We start from the raw sequence: 17,204 nt of genomic DNA on the forward strand, positions 1-17,204 counted from the left end.
AAATTAAGCTATGTTTTGAACCTGTTCTCTCAGTTTTTCTATCAAATCTTTTATCCTTACCGCCACCAAAGAAATGGCAGAGGACTGTGCTTTGTTAGACAAAGTATTAATCTCTCTAAACATTTCCTGACATAAAAAGTCAAGCTTTTTCCCTGGGAAATCCTCTTCTAAGGTCTCTTCAAAATGTTTAAGATGAACCTTTAGTCTGTTTAGTTCTTCGGTAAAATCTATCTTATCAAGAAGATATACCAGTTCCTGATAAAATCTGTTTTCGTCTAAATCTCTAACTTCTATCTCTTCTGCAAGTTTCTGAAGCCTAAGTCTTAATTTTTCGGTGTTCTCTTGGACTACCTGAGGTTTTAAGGTTTCGATTTCAGTTATCTGTTTCTTTAGGTCTTCTAAGTGTTTTTTTAACACCTCCTTTAAATACGTCCCCTCTTTTAGCCTTGAGGCCTTAAGTTGTTCTAAAGCTTCCTTTAAAGGTGGGTAAACCTCTTCCCAAAGTTTATCAACCTCCTCTTCTTTATCCTCTAACATAAGATATTCTCTAAACCTCAAAAAATCAGAAAGGGTTAATCCCTCTTCAAAATCTAAGGTTTCTTTTAATCTTTCCAAGGCCTGTTTAAGGTTTAAAGCTGTCTGAAGGTCTAAAAAGACTTCTCTTCCATCAGAAGGAATTCCTGTATGCTTTATCTGAACTTCCACTTTCCCACGAGAAACTTGCTCTATTATTAGTTTTCTTATCTTTTCTTCTAAAAAAGTATACCTTTTTGGTAATTTTAAAGAAAGGTCTAAATATTTCGAATTTACACTTTTTATATACACCGTAACCTTAAAACTATCTATCTGAAAACTGGCCTTACCAAAACCTGTCATGCTTTCCATGATAACCTCTCTTTTACCGAGTTTAAGATTTTTTCTTTCTCTTCGGGCGAAAACCAAACTACATCCGGTTCTTTTTTAAACCAGGTAATCTGTCTTTTGGCATAACGTCTTGTATCTCTTTGAATAAGGGTTATTGCTTCATCTAAGCTAATCTCTCCCTCTAAATATTTTATCAAGTATCCATAACCTATCGCTTTAAACACCTTCAAGTAAGGACCAAAACCTCTTTCCAAAAGCCTTTTAACCTCCTCTATCCACCCTGCCTCAATCATCTTGAGAACTCGTTGATTTATCCGTTGATAAAGCTCTTTTCTGGGTAAAAGCAAACCTATTTTGAGAAAATTATACCGCTTTTTATGAAAAAAAGGATTTTCCTTATGAAAAGAAGAAAAAGGCTTTCCGGTGGTATAAAAGACCTCCATAGCCCTGGTAATCCTCACTTTATCTCTACGCGAAATTTTGTGGGCATATTCAGGGTCAACCTTCTTAAGCTCTTCATATAATTCCTCTAAATTTTGTTCTGCCTTTTTTTGGACTTCTTTTCTGATGTCCTCAGGTATTTCTACTGGAAAAAGGCCATACTCTAACGCCCTAAGATAAAGTCCTGTACCACCAACTAAGATAGGGAGTTTCCTCCTGGTCAGTATCTCAGCTATAACTTTATCAGCTAACTCTACAAACCTTGCGGCGTTAAACTCTTCTTCTAAGTCTAAAACATCATAAAGATGATGAGGGACCTCTTTTTTTTCTTTTTCTGTAGGTTTAGCTGTACCTATGTTCAACTCTTTATAAAACTGTAGAGAATCAAAGTTTATGATTTCTCCGTCTAAATGTTTGGCTAAAAACAATCCTACCTCAGACTTCCCTACTCCAGTGGGTCCTAAGACCACCAATCCCTGTATCTTCATAGCTTACGCTTCAACCTTTTTTCTATTTCAGAGGCTTCGATCATCCAATAAAGAGGACGCCCATGAGGACAGGTTTGAAGTTTGTCTTCAAAAAACTTCTCTAATAACTGATACACCTCAGCTTCATGCAGAAAGTCTCCTTTTTTCTTAGCAAGCCTGCAAGCATAACCTGCCAAAACCTCATCCAATAAAACCTTAGGATCCCCAAAATCATTTTCTAAAAGGTCTTCTAACACCTCTCTCACTTCCTCATCAAAACCTGCAGGGACTTTAGTTAAAAAAACTTTATCCTCAGGCACTTCAAAACCAAACCCCATCTCTTCTAAAGCTTCCTTTTTATTCTTAAAATTAACTAATCCCTCTTGGGTCAACCTTAAAGATAAAGGAAACAGACATTCTTGACAAGCTCCCTTCTTATATCGCCTCTTTAATTCTTCAAACATCAAGCGTTCTGAAAGGGCATGCTGGTCTATCAAGTAAAGTTTATCTCCTCTTTCTACCAACAGATAGGTTTGCAAAAAACTTCCTAAGTATTTAAAATCCCTGGTTTTAAACGTTGATAGTTGAAACTCAGAGGCGGAAAAAGATCCTTTTCTTGAAGAAACCAAAGGTTGCCAATCCTTTTTATAGTCCAAAATGTCTTCTTTAGTCTTTAAGCTTTCCTCTGAGAAAGGTTGTGGGTAATAAAATTTTTTCTCAGCAAAAATCTTTTCTATAGCCGAATTAAATAAACGATGTAAAGCTTTTTCATCTCTAAACCTTACCTCCCATTTAGCAGGATGTACGTTTACATCTATCAGATGATAGGGAGCTTTAATAAATACAACTCCTGCCGGAAAACCAAGATTTCCATAAAACGGTTTTAACGCAGTAAGAAGGATCTTAACTATTTTTTCGTCTTTTATCCATCTTTGATTTACGAATATCCAGATATATTTCGTATGAGGAATGGTATAAGAGGTATCAGTAAGGATTAAGTCTATGATATAAGGTGGATTTTCTAATCGAACCTCTTTAAAAGATTTCTGATCGATTCCTGTTAGTTTTTGTAAAAGACTTGGTAAAGTCCCCCCTTCCCATGAAAAAAGTATCTTTTCTTTTTCGTCCTGGGCTTTAAGCTCAAACCTGATTTCAGGATGAGAAAGACTTAATCCCTTAACCACCTCGGTTATTTTTAAAGTTTCTGTTTTAGGAGATTTAAGGAAGGCTTTTCTTGCAGGTAGGTTAAAAAAGAGATCTCTTACCACTACCAAAGTCCCTTTTTTAAGGTTAACAGGCTTTATGTTTAACTCTCGACCTCCTTCAACCTCTATCTGATAGGCTATATCTTGTCCCTCTCTTCGGCTTGCTATAGACATCCTTGAAACTTGGGCAATACTGGCAAGAGCTTCGCCCCTAAATCCATAGGTAACTATCTTAAAAACATCAGCAAGATTTTTTATCTTACTGGTAGCAAAATGGTGATAACAAAGCTTTAGATCTTCTAAATCCATCCCTTCTCCGTCGTCATAAACAGAAATCTCTTTTAACCCTCCTTCCTTTAGTATCACCCTGATATAAGAAGCTTGAGCATCAAAAGAGTTTTCTACCAATTCTTTTACCACGGAAGCAGGTCTTTCTACCACCTCTCCCGCGGCTATTTTTCCTCTTATCTCTTCTGGTAAAATCGAAATTTTAGGCATGTTTTTTTATCTGAGTAAAAATTATCCTTCCGCTTGAAGAATGTAAAAGGTTGGTTACCACCACCTCTACCTCTTTTCCTATAAGAGCCCTTCCATTTTCTACTACCACCATGCTTCCGTCTTCAAGATAACCTACTCCCTGTCCTTTTTCTTTACCTTCTTTTAGTATATAAATTTTAAGTACATCACCTGGATGTACCGGAAGTCTTAAGGCCAAGAATAGGTCGTTTATGTTAAGTACCTCTATCTTTTCTAACTGACAGATTTTATTTAAGTTATAATCTGTGGTAATTAGTTTAGCCCCTGTTTCTTTACAAAACTTGATAAGTTTTTCATCGGTAGACATTTTAGGATAGTTAGTTTCCACGATTGCTAAGTCTACTTTAGGAAGATTTTTTAATTCGTTTAGTAAATCTAAAGCCCTTTGTCCCCTTTCTCTTTTGATAGGATCGGTGCTGTCTGATAAAAATTGAATCTCCTCTAAGATAAACTTGGGTACTATAAGTTTACCCTCAACCCACCCTACTTTTGCTACATCTACAATTCTACCATCTATTATAGCACTGGTGTCAAGCACCTTTAAATTTTCTTTAAGCCAATCCCTTTGAGAATCCTTTTTAGCTAATTTTTTAGAAACGGTGGAAATTGGAGTAAGAGCTTTAGTAACTATCTTTTCTAAAATCTTTTCTATCATGTCAGAAACTTTTAATTCTTGAAATTTTTTACCTCCAAGAACAAGACCTAAATATCCTAATCCTAACATACTCATGATATAAAGAAAAATCTCCCAAACCGTGTTGCCTAAAACCTGATGGAATACAGAAGAAAAAAGTTTAGCAACCCCTAATCCTACCAGCAAACCAATGGAGCTCCCTAACAACTGTAGAAAAGGTAGATCTCTTATCCTTTTTTCTATAAAAATAACCAATACACCAAGAAAAAAACCTGCAGCCCCACCTAATAACGGAAAAACGTAGCCTTTTTCAGGATAAAAATAAAACAAAATGCCACCACCCAAAATAGTACAAACAGCTATAAAGATGATTTGGAAAAGATGCTTACCACCTAGCATTGCACCTCCTTTACTTAATAGACAAATACGAAAGCAGTTCTTTACAGTGTTCGGCACACCTTTTTAAAGCCTCTTGTTCTTCAGGCAAGAGTTTGAATTCTATCACCCTTTCTACCCCTTTTCTTCCTAAAACCACAGGTACTCCCAAAAAAACCCCTTCGATTCCATATTCCCCTTCTAAGTAAACAGAGCAGGTTAACACCCGTTTTTCATCTTTTAAAATACTTTCAACCATTTCTATCACAGAAAGGCCTGGTGTGGTGAAAGCACTACCTGTTTTAAGGTAAGAAACAATTTCTCCTCCACCAAACTTAGTCCTATAAACTATCTCTTCTATTTTTTCCTTAGGAAGAAGTTCGGTAACAGGAATCCCAGACACATTGGCCAATCTCACCAAAGGAAGCATCAGATCTCCATGAATTCCCATCACCAGGGCTTGAACGTCCTTAGGACTTACCCCTAAAGCCTCTGCTAAAAAATAACGATAACGAGCTGAATCAAGCACTCCTGCCATTCCGATAACCCTCTCCTTAGGGAACCCAGTTACTTTAAAAGCTACATAAACCATCGCATCAAGAGGATTAGAAACTACGATTACTATGCTTTGAGGAGCATATTTTTTAACATTTTCTGCGCAAGAACTTACTATTTTTTCGTTAATGCTTATCAGATCTTCCCTTGACATCCCTGGTTGTCTTGGCTTACCAGCAGTTATCACCACTACGTCTGCCCCTTCAAGGGCTGAAAAATCCTCTGTACCCCATATTTTTCCTGAAAATCCAAAAAGGGGAGAACTTTGCACCAAATCTAAAGCTTTACCTTTAGCAAGGTCTGGGATTATATCGATAAGTACAATCTCACGGGCAGTATTTTTAACCATCGCCCAATGGGCACAACTTGTCCCAACTGCACCTGCTCCAATGATAGCCAACTTACTCATAAACTCCCCTCCCTGTTAAAAAATTCTTTATACCAAGTTTCAAAGATACGAACCTTCTCTTCTCCGTACTTCCTAAGTTCACTTTTAATCTCCTCTACCGACTTTTCTTTATCCACCCTTTCAGGAATTTTAGAAAAAAATTTGTCTGCAAAGGCTACGATTTTTTCTTCTAAGGCTTGCGGTACCATATCTCTCGGGGGAAGAGGAAGTTTTTTTTCTATGATCTCTTGCTTGGTAATACCCACCCCTATATGTCTTTCACAAACCAAAGCAAGGTCTAAATATCCCTCTTTCTCAAGAATATCCCTACCTATCACTCCATGCTTAATATAAGGCTCTGTAGCTTTTTCATTAAACTTAGGGAAATAAGTAAAAAAACAGCCTATATCATGCAACATTGCTCCTCTATAAACAAAATCTAAGTTTACTTGGGGAAATTTTTTGGCTATTTCCAGAGCCTTTTTAGCAACTGCCTGAGAGTGTTTAACGATAAGATTTAAAAACTCAGGGTTATCTCTGCCGTATTTTTCAAGCAAACTTAAAGGATCCATAGGATCGACCTAATATTTAAATTATAATCCCATCTATCACGTTGTAAACCGAAGTTATCATAAACCTAAAAACCTATTATTAGTTTAACTATAAAAAACAAGGCTATCAAAAAGGTAGGGATAGGAACTTCTCTTCTTTTACCAGATAAAAGCTTCAAAAAGACATAGCTTAATACTCCGATGATTATGCCGTTTACTATGCTAAAAGTTAAAGGCATGAACATGATGGTTAAAAAGGCAGGCAATCCTTCGGTGTAATCTTCAAAATCTATTTCCTTGATGGCGGTTAACATAAAAAGCCCTACCAACACCAAAGCAGGAGTTATAGCAGCAAGAGGAATTAATAAAAAAAGAGAAGAAAAAAACAAAGCTAAAGAGAAAAAGAAAGCAGTGAAAACAGAAGTAAGTCCTGTCCTTCCACCTTCTGTAACTCCTGAAGCACTTTCTATGTAAGCAGTAACTGTCGAAACCCCTAAAATAGCCCCTAAGGTTGTGCTTATAGCATCTACCAAAAGTCCTCGTTTAAAGCTTATACTTTCTTCAAATCTTTCTTCAAGTCTTGCTTTAGTAGAAACTCCTATAAGTGTGCCGATGGTATCAAAAAGATCTATAGAAAGAAAGGTAAGGATGACGATTAAAAAATCCCCTGACCAAATGTTATTAAAATCAAACTTAAAAAAAACCGGAGACAAAGAAAAGGGTAAAGACAAAAATTGAAAATCCTCTAATCGAGTTACTCCCAAAGGGATACCCAAGACTGCGGTAATAAGAATACCCAAAAGCAAAGCCCCTTTTATCTTAAAGAAAAGTAAAGCCCCTGTAATGATTATTCCTAAAAGCCCTAAAAAGGCTTCAGGGTTGGTTAAGTCTCCAAGTTGAACAAGAACATTAGGGTTTTTAACCACAATATGAGCATTTTGAAGCCCTATAAAGGCTATAAAAAGTCCTATGCCTACAGAAATTGCTCTTTTCAAATTCTCAGGGATAGCTTTAGCGATAGCAGTCCTGAAGTTAGTGATCGTAAGGAAGATAAAAATTATGCCCTCTAAAAAAACAGCGGTAAGAGCTGTTTGCCAAGAGTATCCCATCCCTAAAACCACGGTATAAGTAAAAAAGGCACATAACCCTATCCCAGGGGCTAAAGCAAAAGGTAAATTAGCATAAACTCCCATCAAAAAAGTAGAAAACATACACATCAAAACTACAGAGGTAAAAAGAGGTTCTTTTGGCATTCCCGTCTTAGAAAGGATAGAAGGTACTACCGCAAGCACATAAGCCATCGTCATGAACGTGGTAAAACCTGCTATAAACTCTGTTTTTACGTCGGTATTTCTTTGTTTTAACTTAAAGATCCGTTGGACAAAACTTTCTAAATTTTGTAGCATATCTCCTAAACCTTTAATTTTTTTGAAAATATAATGCAAATATATTAATAAAACTTCTTTTCGTCAACTTGAAGTTTTAATTTTTTAATACCATAAGACGAAACTTTCTAAATCAATCTAATCATGGTTGGTGTGTTCAGGTTTACTACTCTTTTGTTTTTTCGTTTTAGTGGATAAACCTGTTTAGTATGTTATAATACATGATAATAATAAAATTAACCACGAGGGTTTTTATGAGAAATTTTCTTTTTTGCCTTGGGATATGCTTGGTTTTATTGTTTGGAGGCTGTGCAACTACACCTCCTCAAACCAAACCTAAGACTACCTCTTTTAAGACTATTTTAGTTCTTCCCTTCGAATATTATAATCCAGAGCAACGAGAAATTTTTATAGTACCTTTTAAAGGATTTATTTCAGGTCCCATCAAGATGTCAGCCTCAGAAACCCTTAGCCAAGTATTAAAAGAACGCTTACTAACTGCCAACCTTCCTTATCAGTTTAAATTTCTTGTTCCTCAAGAGGCTGAAACTCTGATTTTAGAAACACTTGCCGAAAGCCAAAGTTTTCCTGAATTTATTAAAAGGTTAGCCTCTAAAACCGGGGTAGATGCTATCCTTTACGGAAGGATTTATCGCTACCAGGAAAGACAAGGGAGTGGTTTTTCTGTAAACGAGCCAGCAAGTGTGGCCTTTGTCTTGGTACTTTATGATGGTTCTTCAGGAAAAATTGTCTGGGCAGAAATGTTTGACGAGACCCAGAAACCTTTAAGTGAAAACCTATTAAACCTTAAAATCTACAAAAAAATCAAATGGCTTACCGCTAAGGAACTGGCTGAAAATGGAATTGAACTTCTTTTACAAAAATTTCCTGGTGCCAAGAGGTAACAAATGTTGGTAATACCGGCTATTGACCTAAGAAATCATAAGGTAGTAAGGCTTTTTCAGGGAGATTATGAGAAAACTAAAGTATATGGAGAAAACCCTGAAGAATATGCCCGATTTTTTAGACAACAAGGAGCTAAAAGACTTCATATAGTAGACCTTGATGGTGCCAAGGAGGGGAAACCAGTCCATAAAGACCTGGTAATAAAAATTGCCCAAGGTCTTGACATTCCTGTCCAGGTAGGAGGAGGGATAAGAACAGAAGAAGATGTAGAGACCTATCTAAAAAATGGGGTCTCTCAGGTCATCTTAGGAACTAAAGCTGTCTCTTCGGTTGATTGGTTAAGAACCTTATGCAATAAATATCCTCAGAAAATAATCGTAAGTGTAGACGTAAGAGGTGAAAAGATAGCCATAGCAGGATGGTTGGAAACATCAGAAGTAAACTATTTGGATTTTATAAGAAATCTAAAGGGTCTTAAACTTTTTGGGATTATTTTAACCCTTATCGAACGAGATGGTACCCAAAAAGGAGTAGAACTGGATAGATTAGAAAAGGCACTTCAGGTTTCAGAACATCCTATCATCTTAGCAGGAGGGGTTTCCACCTTAGAAGATATTCAAAAATTAAAACTTTATGAAAATTCAGGGTTGATGGGGGTTATAACCGGGAGAGCCCTTTATGAAGGCACGTTAAACCTCAGAGAAGCCTTATTACTTGCGGAGTGATGGACCTTAATTTTTTAAAAAATAAGATAGTAGATATCTTCTCTCGAGAAAAAATAACTACTGCTTATGTTAAAGACGTAAAAGGAAAACGCCTTCATATAGTTTTACCTTCTGGCAAAGAAGAGTCCATCAACTACCATGCTTTGGTATCCTTTGAAGAAAAACCAATTTCATCAAAAGACCTAACCCAGGTGGAGACCCTTTTAAGAGAAAAAAATCAAAAAAGAGAAAAACTAAAAGATATTTTTAACTTAGAAGAACTTTGGGAAGTGGTAGTTGACGAAGAACAACCCATTTTATTAGCTAAAGACCTGGTAGAACTTTTCCTGGGAAAAGTACCAGAAGAAGACGAAATCGCAGGGTTTTTACGAAAGGTCTGCGAGGCTAAACTTTATTTTAAATTAAAAGCACCTAACGAAGTAGAAATAATGCCTCGAGAGGAAGTAGAAAGGGAAATTCATAGGAGAGAAAAAGAACTCGAAAGATTAAAAAAATTAAACCAAGGTATAGAGTTTATAAAATCCTTAAAAGCAGGATCTATAGAAAAGTTTGACCAAGAAACTATAGACTTCTGGGGAACTGCTTTAAAAGAATATTTTTTATGGGAAGAGCAGAGTCCCTCAGGAAAGATAATTAAAGACGTTTTAGAAAAGACAGAAATTAAGGAACAAAATCAGATTTTCGACCTTTTAGTTAAGCTAAACCTGTTTGAGGAAGACGAAAACGTAGAGTTTTTAAAAACAAAGTTTCCTTTAGACTTTAGTTTGGAAGAAATAAAACAGGCGGAAGAGATTTCTCGTTCCTCATTAGAGGATGAGCCTAGAGAAGACTTAACACATTTAGAGACTTTTACCATAGACGCTGAAGAGACAGAAGACTTTGATGATGCCTTAAGTTTTGAAGAGACAAAAGAGGGATATTTAATTTATGTTCATATCGCAGATGTGGCTGGATTTATAAAACCTGGGACCCCTCTTTGGAATGGTGCTTTAGAAAGAACTTTAACCCTTTATCTTCCTGAAAAAATCATTCCCATGCTACCTTTTTCCCTTTCTCACGAAAAATTTAGTCTAAAACAAGGAGAAATAAGGCCTGCCTTAACCTTTAAGATTTACCTGCAAAAAGACGGAGAGCTTAAAGAATTTAAAGCCACCTCCTCTCTTATTAAGGTAAAAAAGAGACTTACTTATAAAGAGGTAGACTCATATCTCAGTTCTGGAGAACCTTTCTGGCAAAAACTTTATCAACTTCTTATGCAGTTTAAACGAAAAAGGGAAGAAAATGGGGCTATCGCTATCTTTTTGCCTGAGGTTGAGGTTAAGGTGTCTGAGGATGGGACTATTTCAGTTTTCAAGGTAGAAATGACCCCTGCCAGAATGTTGGTGGCTGAAGCTATGGTTCTTACCAACTACTTAGGAGCCAAACTACTCCAACAAAATCAAATTCCTGGAATTTTTCGTTCCCAACCTAAACCCATAGAAGTAATAGAAAACTTTGAAGAAAACCTTTATCTTAAGCTCCTTCAACTGAGATATCTTGCGAAATCTGAAATTTCTCTTTTTCCAGAATATCATTCTGGATTAGGACTTGAAGCTTATGCTACCTTGTCTTCTCCGATAAGAAGGTTTGCAGACCTGGTAAACCAATATCAGCTAAAGGCTCTTATCGCTGGTACCCCTCCTCTTTCAGAAAAGGAACTCAACCAATTTTTACCAGAATTGCAAACTAACCTTCAAAGAGCAACCTTTCTTCAAAACAAAAGAGAAAAATATTTTCTACTTAAATACTTGCAAACCCAGGTTAAAGACCAACCTTTACAAGGACTGGTTTTGCAGGTACAAAACAAAAGGGCCAAAGTATACCTGGTTGATTTTAACCTTACAGGAGACCTGATAGGGTTCAAAGAAAACCTCAATCCTGGGCAAGAAATAATCGTTAAAATAGAAAAGGTCAACCCCAGATTAGAAATATTAAGACTGAAACTTGATTAAATTAAATTTTTATTAGCCTTTTTTTCAGAATACATCAAAGCATCTGCTGTTGCAAGCATATTTTCTATAGACTTTTCTAAATCCCCCTTATCTTCTAGCTGAGCAATACCAATAGAAATCTTAACATTAGGGATGTTATATATCTCCCAGTTTTTCTTAATCCTTTCAGCTACCTGAACAGCTTGCTCTTTGGTAGTATACGGTAATAAGATAACAAACTCGTCTCCTCCATATCTAAAAACCAGGTCTACCCCTGCTCTTACACTATTTAAAAGAGTTTCCCCTACCAGCTTTAGTAAAGCATCACCTTCTTGATGTCCAAGATTATCGTTATACCATTTAAAATTGTCAAGGTCTAGCATCATTAAACTAAGAGGATGTCTTTGCCTAAGGGCTTTATAGGCTTCTTCTCTTAGTTTTTCTTCAAAGAACCTCCTGTTATAAACCCCTGTCAAAGGGTCTTCTATCAAAAAACGCTTTATTTTTTTATCCAGGTAATATTCTTTAAAAAGTTTAGCCAACCTAGCTTTAAGTTCGTTTATAGTAAAAGGTTTAAAAACAACTTCATCTGCGCCTAAGTCAAAATAACGTGCTATATCTTCCTCTTTTAAAAAGTTTAAAACCACACACACCTTAGATTCTTCGTAGAATTCTTTAACTTTGTTTAAAAGAAACGAAAGATCTTCTCCTCCTCTCCCCACCAATACCACCAACTGAAAAAGGTCTTCTTTAGAAAACTCCAGCCTTTCCACACTTATTATTTCTACCTTATAGGGCTCTAAAATTTCTTCCAAAAAAAAAGTTACTTCTTTTCCCTGATCATAAATTAAAATTTTTGGATCCTCTTTAAGCTCTGTCTTTATTAAATTTAACCACTTAGCTAACTTCACTAAAATTCCTCTCTTTCTTTTTTTAAAAAATCTCTAAGGATCTGTGCATGGTCAAAAACTAAAAAATCCCATGGAATTTCTTCTAACTTAAATACTCGAGCCTCTTTAGCATCATCCATTCCTTTAAGCGTCCCTTTACCTTTAGCCACAAATACTGTAGAAATAGTATGAAACCTTGGGTCTCTGTCAGGATTTGAATAACAACCAAGAAGATATTCGAGCTCTATGTCTAAATTAGTCTCTTCTTTAGCCTCTCTTATCGCTGCCTGTTCCAGGGATTCTCCATAGTCTACAAAACCTCCAGGTAATGCCCACCCTTTAGGGTAATTTTTTCTATAGATTAACACGATTCCATCGCCAAACTTAATGATAATATCTACCGTAGGAAAAGGATTTTTATACGGTTTAAAGGTATCTAGATGGTATTTTGAGGTTATCTCTATCATAGCTTGATGAATATGACTGTTTGAAGCCACTATGGTGTTTAGGAAAGGATGGTAAGGGTTACCTAAATAATCTGTAACCTTACCCCCTGCCTCTTCCACAAGAAGGATTCCAGCTGCGGTATCCCAGGGTTTAAGATAGGGTTCCCAAAAACCTTCATACCTTCCACAGGCAACGTATGCCAAATCAAGAGCAGCAGAACCAAAACGTCTAACTCCCTGACATTTTGTCATAAACTCTTTAAATAAAGGGATAAACAAATCAGGACTATCCATGATTTTAGATACAGGAAAACCAGTACATAAAAGCGAAGATAACAAGTTATCTACCGAAGAAACCCTAATAGGATTCCCGTTTAGGTAGGCCCCTTGACCTCGTACTGCATAAAAAAGCTCTTCTGTCATCGGATTATAAACCATCCCTAAAACAGGGGTTTTCCCTTGCATCAAAGCCACAGAAATGGCAAACCAGGGAAGACGATGAGCAAAATTGGTAGTTCCGTCTAACGGGTCAACCAACCAAAAAACCTCGGGCAACTCTTTTTCAGGGTGATAGCTTTCTTCAGCTAAAATAGAAGCAGAAGGAAAAATCCGTTTCAAACCTTCTTTAAGCTTTTCCTCAGACTTAAGGTCAACAGAGGTTACCAGATCTATTTTTCCTTTATGAAAAACCTCAACCGAAGAAAAATAAGACTGTTTTTGAAAACTGCCAACTTCTAAAACCAAATTTTTGAGAGGGTCTATCAGCTTTATCCAATCCATGATAAATAAAGGATATTATAATCTTCCAAAATTACAAGACACTTTGCTTATTTTTATTAATGATCGACAGGTTGACAAAAATAAGTTTTAACTTCAAAATGTTGTAGAAGCTTACTATCAGAAACTGGAGGGCAACATGGATAACAAAGGCTTGTCAATGATAATTTTGATGGTAATAGCTTGGGGGACCTTTCTCTTAAACCAGGGATTAGTTTACGCAGAAACCAAAGGTGGTCATCCTAAGATCACGACTGTTTCAACCTCACTCAAAGAAAAAAAGGAAATCATACCGAATGTGTTGAAGCTTGCTGTTGAAGCATCTACCCAACCTTTACCTAAGGAGATAGAAGTCATAAACCTTTTAGGTACGATAGACAAAAAAGTAAAGGCCTTAGAGCTAAAATACCAGGGAGGAAGGTACAATATATACAAAGACTGTCAATGGATAAAAGATAAACAGGTATGCTATGGTTATAAAGGCTTCCTTTCTTATGTTTTTGAGCTAAAAGATCCCAACGAACAAACCAAGGTTTACTCTATGTTTGAAGAGGCTAAAAAGATGTATAGTGATAAACTTGATTTTTCTGTAACCAACACCTACTGGACGATAACAGAAAAAGACCTGGAAACCATTACAGAAGAGTTAAAATTAACCTTAATAACCAAAGCTATAAAATTTGCCGAAAAAGTTTCTACAACCCTTAATAAATCCTGTCATATCACTACCCTAAACCTTGACCAACGCAGTGAAAACATCGTCATCCCAAAAGCCTCTTTTATTAGAAGTTTTTCTGAAGAAAAAGCAACGATAGAACCTCCAAGCCCCAAACAAGAACAAACAGTAGAACTTTCTGCCTATGTGGTTTTATCCTGTTATTAACCCTCAAATGATTGAAAAATTTTAACATTAGCCCTCTTAAGGGCCTTGACAAAATATGATTTTAATTTATTTTTATGAATATCTCATGAAGTATTCCCCGGTAGCTCAATCGGCAGAGCGGTGGGCTGTTAACCCATAGGCTGCAGGTTCGAGTCCTGCCCGGGGAGCTTATTTTTAATTTTTTAACTTGTGAGAATCTATCTTTGAATTAATCTAAAAATTCCACCATTAGGTTTCTTTAGATGTCTAAAAAATTTTTGTCTAAAAATTAAATCAAAGGAGTTTGCCAATGGAAGAAATCCAAAAAGGAAAAAGTATCGTTCCTTCAGAAGACAGTGTAGAGAAAGTTCTTGAAGAATTAGGTAGCCCAATCTATCTTTCAGAACTTAGGAGAAAAAACCTTACGGAGCTTTATTCTATAGGAGAACAATTAAACATAGAAAACATCTATAACTACTATAAAAAATCCGATGTAATCTACAACATCATAAGTACCTTGCTTAATAAAGGTGTAGAAATCATCGTAGAAGGCGTCTTAGAAGTTTTACCAGAAGGCTTTGGCTTTTTGCGGTTTAACGACTACAATTATCTTCCAAGTTCAGAAGACATATACGTTTCTCCTCCACAAATAAGAAAGTTTGGTCTAAAAACTGGAGATACGATCTTTGGTTACATCAGACAACCTAAAGAAGGAGAAAAGTATTTCGCCTTAGCCAAGGTGGAGAAAGTCAACTATCTTTCACCAGAAATAGTTAGAACCAGAACCCCTTTTGACCATCTTACCCCTATCCATCCTAACCAATGGCTTAGGTTAGAAAACACCCCCGATAATCTTTCAACCAGGATTATAGACTTATTTGTTCCTATCGGAAAAGGACAAAGAGGTCTTATCGTTGCACCTCCGAGAACAGGAAAAACGGTTTTGTTGCAGAATATCGCCAACGGAATAGTAACTAATTATCCAGATGTGCATTTAATCATCCTTTTGATAGACGAAAGACCTGAAGAAGTAACAGAAATGCAGAGAATAGTTCCCAAGGCTGAGATCGTAAGCTCTACCTTTGATGAACCACCTCAAAAGCACACCCAAGTAGCAGAAATTGTTATAGAAAAGGCCAAAAGATTGGTTGAATGTAAATATGACGTGGTAATCTTACTTGACAGTCTTACCCGTTTAACTAGGGCTTATAACGTGGTAGTTCCTTCAAGCGGAAAACTTCTTTCAGGAGGAATTGATGCCAACGCCTTACACAAGCCCAAAAGGTTCTTTGGAGCTGCAAGAAACATAGAAGAAGGAGGCAGCCTTACTATCATTGCCACCTGTCTTATAGATACAGGAAGCCGTATGGATGAAGTAATCTTCGAAGAGTTTAAAGGTACAGGCAACATGGAAATAGTCTTAGATAGGCGCTTGGCTGATAGAAGGATCTGGCCTGCCATAGACATCCATCTTAGTGGTACAAGAAAAGAAGAACTTTTATTACCTCCTGATATTCTTCATAAAGTCTGGTTATTAAGGAAGGTTCTCTCGCCTCTCTCTTCAGTAGAATGTATGGAGTTCCTTATCGAAAAAATGAAAGACACCTCAAGCAACCAAGACTTTTTAAGCAAAATGAATCAGTAAATCGACAGAAAGCCTTGGTCAGGACCACCTACCAAGGCTCTACCAAGGTTTCCTATTTTAAACCTTTCCTCGACTTTAGAAAAAATGTAAGATAGGCATCAGATTTAATACTACCAATCCTCTCAGAAAAAAGAAAAGCCTCTCTGCATTTTGTAGAGCGATATTTTTGCCCTAACATGTAATATAAAAATTAGACAATCTTTATAAACTTTATATAATAATTCAAAGATACATAAAGCTATTATTCAATAGGAAGGAAACATGAAAAACAAGCTTATTAACGAGTGGTGTCTGTTATGTGAACCTCCTTGTTTTAAATTTCGATATCATGCTACTGATTTAGATCTTTTTATGATTCGAGAAAAAATCCATCAACAAGAGCTTGATAGTGAAGCAAAGGTGAAAAAGGCAGATTTAAACCTTATTACAACTTTGCTTAGAAAGGGAAAAGGGTTGATAGAGTATTTTGATGAGCCGATGCAGTATCCTCAAGACCACTGGTGGTGGCATTTAGATAAAATTGTTGAAAAATCCTATCCCCAAGAACTCCTTCCTGAATATCTTAGAGTAGTTTACGAAAAAGCTTTAAAAGGTGAGATCAGGTTAATCTACGATTCTTATCAAAGTGAATTAATAAAAAGTTGGGTTTTATTTTGTGAATTTCCTGACGATCTGCGTTATTATGCTTCTGCACCTGCCCTTTTAGAGACAAGAGAAGAAATTCATCAACAAGGTCTTGATGAGGAAGAGGACGTAAAAATCGCTGATCTTATGTTAATAGAAGTCGTATTACAAAAAGGGGCAGATCCTTCTGACTTATTTGATGATCCTCAAAAGTATCCTTTTGACCACTGGTGGTGGCATTTAGATAAAATTGGAGAGAAAACTTATCCTGTTCAACTTCTACCGGAATATTTGAGAAATATTTATTTAAAAAATAAATAAAAATATTAAGGGAGATATTTAAGTTTTTCTTTAAGAAGCCTTCTTAAATATCTCCTTTTTTTCTTTTTTATAAGATAAGGAATCAAATAGGCTTCTACTAAATTTTTTAAAAACACAACAACTAAAAAAACAACTAAAAATGTAATAAAAAATAAAACCATCAAAGGACCGATGAGAAGACCTATGATAGACTTTAAAGACAAACTCAACATAGCAGGCATACGAATGTATTCCAAAGTTAAAAGAATACATTAACTAAAGTATACTACTAATTTCTAAAGAAACAAAATATATTTCTAACATTGCCAATTGATTTGGGAGTTCCCTTTATATCCCACATGGTTCAGATGAAACTATCCGATATGGAGAAACGAGGACTGTATGTACAAACTTTATATCCCACATGGTTCAGATGAAACTATTGTAAATTTACGAATAAAAGCTTTATAATTGTCCTTTATATCCCACATGGTTCAGATGAAACCTTCAATTTCTTAAAAGAAAAGAATGTAGTGTTTTACTTTATATCCCACATGGTTCAGATGAAACTACCTTTCCATGTACTACAGAAATTTATCTTCTTTTCTTTATATCCCACATGGTTCAGATGAAACAATCCTATAAAGATGCTTTTTT

Annotated in this window: 16 protein-coding genes and 1 tRNA gene; 7 read left to right on the forward strand and 10 right to left on the reverse strand. The window is 36.0% G+C overall.

Annotated elements, in window-relative coordinates; translation table 11 throughout:
• Window positions 1-3: 3 nt before the first annotated feature.
• The 7 genes from H529_RS0107270 to H529_RS0107300 form a co-directional block, all read right to left on the reverse strand.
• Window positions 4-885, reverse strand: a complete 882-nt coding sequence (locus tag H529_RS0107270) for a YicC/YloC family endoribonuclease (protein ID WP_022855863.1) — start codon at window positions 883-885, stop codon at window positions 4-6.
• The gene (miaA, locus tag H529_RS0107275) at window positions 873-1,793 is read right to left on the reverse strand and encodes a tRNA (adenosine(37)-N6)-dimethylallyltransferase MiaA (RefSeq protein WP_022855864.1); all 921 of its coding nucleotides are present in this window, start codon (window positions 1,791-1,793) and stop codon (window positions 873-875) included. Before miaA ends, H529_RS0107270 begins: the two co-directional genes overlap by 13 nt.
• Window positions 1,790-3,475, reverse strand: coding sequence for a DNA mismatch repair endonuclease MutL (gene mutL, locus H529_RS0107280; RefSeq protein ID WP_022855865.1), 1,686 nt, complete (start codon window positions 3,473-3,475; stop codon window positions 1,790-1,792). The genes miaA and mutL overlap by 4 nt, the downstream gene beginning before the upstream one ends.
• The gene (locus tag H529_RS10550; protein WP_022855866.1) at window positions 3,468-4,547 is read right to left on the reverse strand and encodes a PIN/TRAM domain-containing protein; all 1,080 of its coding nucleotides are present in this window, start codon (window positions 4,545-4,547) and stop codon (window positions 3,468-3,470) included. Before H529_RS10550 ends, mutL begins: the two co-directional genes overlap by 8 nt.
• Before the next feature lie 10 nt (window positions 4,548-4,557).
• On the reverse strand, window positions 4,558-5,487 hold the full coding sequence (mdh, locus tag H529_RS0107290) for a malate dehydrogenase (RefSeq protein WP_022855867.1): 930 nt from the start codon (window positions 5,485-5,487) through the stop codon (window positions 4,558-4,560).
• Window positions 5,484-6,038, reverse strand: a complete 555-nt coding sequence (locus H529_RS0107295; protein WP_022855868.1) for an HD domain-containing protein — start codon at window positions 6,036-6,038, stop codon at window positions 5,484-5,486. The genes mdh and H529_RS0107295 overlap by 4 nt, the downstream gene beginning before the upstream one ends.
• A gap of 65 nt (window positions 6,039-6,103) precedes the next feature.
• Window positions 6,104-7,423: an NCS2 family permease gene (locus tag H529_RS0107300; RefSeq protein WP_028843119.1), complete on the reverse strand. Its 1,320-nt coding sequence runs from the start codon at window positions 7,421-7,423 to the stop codon at window positions 6,104-6,106.
• A gap of 233 nt (window positions 7,424-7,656) precedes the next feature.
• On the opposite strand from H529_RS0107300, the gene H529_RS0107305 reads away from it, so the two are divergent.
• From H529_RS0107305 to H529_RS0107315, 3 genes are read left to right on the forward strand one after another with little or no spacing between them, the layout of a single operon-like run.
• Window positions 7,657-8,307 carry a hypothetical protein gene (locus H529_RS0107305; protein WP_022855870.1) on the forward strand — a complete coding sequence of 217 codons (651 nt, stop codon included), beginning with the start codon at window positions 7,657-7,659 and terminating at the stop codon, window positions 8,305-8,307.
• 3 nt (window positions 8,308-8,310) lie between these two features.
• On the forward strand, window positions 8,311-9,033 hold the full coding sequence (gene hisA / locus H529_RS10555; protein ID WP_022855871.1) for a 1-(5-phosphoribosyl)-5-[(5-phosphoribosylamino)methylideneamino]imidazole-4-carboxamide isomerase: 723 nt from the start codon (window positions 8,311-8,313) through the stop codon (window positions 9,031-9,033).
• Window positions 9,033-11,024: a ribonuclease catalytic domain-containing protein gene (locus tag H529_RS0107315; protein WP_022855872.1), complete on the forward strand. Its 1,992-nt coding sequence runs from the start codon at window positions 9,033-9,035 to the stop codon at window positions 11,022-11,024. The genes hisA and H529_RS0107315 overlap by 1 nt, the downstream gene beginning before the upstream one ends.
• Here the strand turns inward: H529_RS0107315 and H529_RS11290 are convergent.
• Both H529_RS11290 and H529_RS12105 read right to left on the reverse strand, forming a co-directional pair.
• Entirely contained in the window at window positions 11,021-11,914 is an 894-nt protein-coding gene (locus H529_RS11290; protein ID WP_022855873.1) for a GGDEF domain-containing response regulator, read from the reverse strand. The two genes, H529_RS0107315 and H529_RS11290, sit on opposite strands and share 4 nt — an antisense overlap.
• Window positions 11,914-13,119 carry an inositol monophosphatase family protein gene (locus H529_RS12105; protein WP_022855874.1) on the reverse strand — a complete coding sequence of 402 codons (1,206 nt, stop codon included), beginning with the start codon at window positions 13,117-13,119 and terminating at the stop codon, window positions 11,914-11,916. The genes H529_RS11290 and H529_RS12105 overlap by 1 nt, the downstream gene beginning before the upstream one ends.
• A 136-nt stretch (window positions 13,120-13,255) precedes the next feature.
• Here H529_RS12105 and H529_RS0107335 point away from each other — a divergent pair, with 136 nt between their 5' ends.
• The 4 genes from H529_RS0107335 (at window position 13,256) to H529_RS10570 (ending at window position 16,568) form a co-directional block, all read left to right on the forward strand.
• The gene (locus H529_RS0107335; protein WP_022855876.1) at window positions 13,256-13,999 is read left to right on the forward strand and encodes a hypothetical protein; all 744 of its coding nucleotides are present in this window, start codon (window positions 13,256-13,258) and stop codon (window positions 13,997-13,999) included.
• 94 nt (window positions 14,000-14,093) lie between these two features.
• A tRNA-Asn gene (locus tag H529_RS0107340) sits at window positions 14,094-14,166 on the forward strand.
• 203 nt (window positions 14,167-14,369) lie between these two features.
• Window positions 14,370-15,623: a transcription termination factor Rho gene (gene rho / locus H529_RS0107345; protein ID WP_028843120.1), complete on the forward strand. Its 1,254-nt coding sequence runs from the start codon at window positions 14,370-14,372 to the stop codon at window positions 15,621-15,623.
• Between the two features lie 261 nt (window positions 15,624-15,884).
• Complete coding sequence (locus tag H529_RS10570) at window positions 15,885-16,568, forward strand: hypothetical protein (protein ID WP_033396966.1); 684 nt, start codon at window positions 15,885-15,887, stop codon at window positions 16,566-16,568.
• A 5-nt stretch (window positions 16,569-16,573) separates the two neighbouring features.
• Here the strand turns inward: H529_RS10570 and H529_RS0107355 are convergent, their stop codons facing one another.
• On the reverse strand, window positions 16,574-16,789 hold the full coding sequence (locus tag H529_RS0107355) for a hypothetical protein (RefSeq protein WP_022855878.1): 216 nt from the start codon (window positions 16,787-16,789) through the stop codon (window positions 16,574-16,576).
• Between the last annotated feature and the right edge of the window lie 415 nt (window positions 16,790-17,204).

The organism is Thermodesulfobacterium thermophilum DSM 1276 (genome assembly GCF_000421605.1).
Classification (GTDB): domain Bacteria; phylum Desulfobacterota; class Thermodesulfobacteria; order Thermodesulfobacteriales; family Thermodesulfobacteriaceae; genus Thermodesulfobacterium; species Thermodesulfobacterium thermophilum.